This is a genomic window from Pseudomonadota bacterium, assembly GCA_030775045.1.
Classification (GTDB): Bacteria; Pseudomonadota; Alphaproteobacteria; order JALYJY01; family JALYJY01; genus JALYJY01.
In genome coordinates this window covers 1-2,467 of the sequence record JALYJY010000143.1, presented here as the reverse complement: position 1 = coordinate 2,467, position 2,467 = coordinate 1, and the positions used below count along the sequence as shown (strand labels likewise).

Below are 2,467 nucleotides of genomic sequence, written 5' to 3'. Positions count from 1 at the left end.
ATGCAATTGTGGGGATCAAGTCCACAGCCCTGCGCCTGGGTGAGCAGTCCCGCCACTGGATCGCGGGGTTCTATACGGCCATGATGGCGCTTCTGGCGCTGGCCGGCTGGATGGCTGGGCTGGGATTCTGGTTTTGGCCGGGGCTTCTGGTTGTGGGAGCTCACCTGGCCTGGCAGGCCTGGTTCTGGATCCCGGATCTTCCCGCAGACTGCCTGGCCAAGTTCCGCGCCAGCCGCTGGACGGGCTGGCTGATCCTGCTGGCCCTGTGGCTGGGATGAGCGTTCTGTCTCCTGAGGATTTTATCCGCCGGCATACGGTTCTGGCTGTACCGCCTCTGGTTCCCGAAATTTCCCTGCATCTGGCGCAGGCCGTGATTCCCCTGTGGGAAGCCATGGAAAGGTTTCTGGGCCGGCCCAATCCCCCGCCTCCGTACTGGGCCTTCGCCTGGCCGGGCGGACAAGCCCTGGCCCGGTTCGTGCTGGATCATCCGGAGCATGTTTCAGCCCGGCACGTTGTGGATTTTGCCGCTGGCTGCGGCATCGGAGCCATCGCGGCAGCCCATGCGGGGGCAGACGGGATCGTCGCCACGGACATTGATCCGCTGGCGCAGGCTGCCATCCGCCTGAACGGAGAAGCCAACGGCCGGCATCATCTGGCCGTGACCGGGGATGACGCTACCGGCCGGGATGAGCCTGTGGCAGACGTCATTCTGGCCGGTGATGTCTGTTACGAAAAGCCCATGGCGGGAAAGGTCCTGGACTGGCTGCGGAGGCAGGCGGCGCAGGGTGTCACGGTCCTTCTGGCCGATCCGGGCCGGGCTTACGCGCCTCGGGAGAGTCTGGACCTGCTGGCCAGTTACGATGTGCCTGTGTCGCAGGACGTGGAAAGCACGGGGATCAGGACCACGCGGGTGTGGAAGTTACGGTAGCGTCCGGGCTGTTTCCCGGTACGGTCCCAGGGCCAGCAGGCGGTCGTACATGACCAGTGCGCCTGCAATGCCCACGTTGAGGCAAAAGCGGGTGGGGATGATGATGGTGTGGTCGCACCGCGCCTGGACTTCCGGCGACAGGGAGCCGTTTTCCGGCCCCAGGATATAGGCGGCCCGCAGGGGGTGGCGAAAGCGGGGGAGTTCCACCGCATCGTCCAGAAGCTCAACCCCCACCAGGGCGCAGCCCACCGGCAGGGACAGATCGTCGATGGTGTTGTGGTGATACAGGGGCAGGTGGCCGGGCGCGTCCGACGTATCGGTCGAGCGTATCTCGTACAATGACGGTTCAGCCCCGATAGTGAAGACAAAGCTGGCCCCGAAGGCGTGGGCCGAGCGCAGCATATTCCCCAGGTTGAAGGCCTTGCTGATCCCCTCGGCCCCGATAGCGAAAAATCCGCGCATGGGCGGGGCAGGGGCCATGGGGGTTCGCGTATTGGGAAACTTTACGGTCACGTCACCGTCTCCGCCCTGACCCATCCGCGCTGCTGGGGGCGGGTGCGCAGGTTGGCTTTTTCGTGCTCAGTCCTTGTGCCAGCACAGCGGGGGCAGGAGACGCCTTCCTCGTACCGGGGGTCGCTGCGATCCTGCGGCGTCAGGGGAAAGCCACAGGAAAAGCACATGCTGTGCTGGCCCGGAACCAGGCCATGGCCCACGGACACGCGCCGGTCGAACACATAGCACTCGCCGTTCCAGCGGCTTTCGGTCTGCGGGACGTCTTCCAGATACTTCAGGATCCCGCCCTTCAGGTGGTAGACCTCCGGGAAGCCCTCGGCCAGCATGAACGCCGAGGCCTTTTCGCACCGGATGCCGCCGGTGCAGTACATGGCCACTTTCCTGTGTTTCTGCGGGTCCAGCTTTTCCCGGACATAGCGGACGAAATCCGTAAAGCATTCGATCTGTGGATCCAGCGCGCTGCGGAACGTGCCGATGGCGGTCTCATAGGTATTGCGGGTGTCCAGAACCAGCACGTCCGGCTGGCTGACCAGCGCGTTCCAGTCTTTGGCCTCCACATACTGTCCGGCCCGGACGGCAGGATCAGCCTGGGGCTGGCCGAAGGTGATGATCTCGCGCTTCAGGCGGATTTTCTGACGGCGGAAGGGCTTTGTCTCCGCGGCCGAGAATTTCACATCATCCCGGGGCAGGCCTGTTTTTTCATGCAAGATTTCCAGCATCCGGTCGACAGAACCAGGACTTCCCGCCAGGGTGCCATTGATCCCCTCCGGCGCCACCAGCAGCGTACCGCACAGGCCCAGCTGCGCGAAAGATTCCCTCAGCTCCAGCCGCAGGGCGGCCGGATCGGCGATGGTCACAAAGCGGTACAGGGCGGCGATTGTCCAGGTCATGCGATTGTATATAATCAAGCCGCTTCCAGCCTGCAACAAATCCTGAAGGAAAAGACAGTGAAGCGTATTGCCGGAACAGTCTGTGTTCTTGTTTTTGCCTTCATGATGCTGGCGGGTTGCAGGAATGATGCAAATG

At 63.4% G+C, this 2,467-nt stretch carries 4 protein-coding genes; 2 read left to right on the top strand and 2 right to left on the bottom strand.

Annotated elements, in window-relative coordinates; genetic code table 11:
- Positions 1–278, top strand: a 278-nt coding sequence (locus tag M3O22_09195) for a 4-hydroxybenzoate octaprenyltransferase (GenBank protein MDP9196915.1), incomplete at its 5' end; no start/stop codon positions are given.
- Entirely contained in the window at positions 275–928 is a 654-nt protein-coding gene (locus M3O22_09190; GenBank protein MDP9196914.1) for a 50S ribosomal protein L11 methyltransferase, read from the top strand. The genes M3O22_09195 and M3O22_09190, both read left to right, overlap by 4 nt.
- On the opposite strand, the gene M3O22_09185 is transcribed toward M3O22_09190, so the two are convergent.
- Together M3O22_09185 and M3O22_09180 are read right to left on the bottom strand one after the other, a co-directional pair.
- Entirely contained in the window at positions 920–1,441 is a 522-nt protein-coding gene (locus M3O22_09185; GenBank protein ID MDP9196913.1) for an RNA methyltransferase, read from the bottom strand. The genes M3O22_09190 and M3O22_09185 overlap by 9 nt on opposite strands.
- Positions 1,438–2,349, bottom strand: coding sequence for a rhodanese-related sulfurtransferase (locus tag M3O22_09180; protein MDP9196912.1), 912 nt, complete (start codon positions 2,347–2,349; stop codon positions 1,438–1,440). The genes M3O22_09185 and M3O22_09180 overlap by 4 nt, the downstream gene beginning before the upstream one ends.
- Between the last annotated feature and the right edge of the window lie 118 nt (positions 2,350–2,467).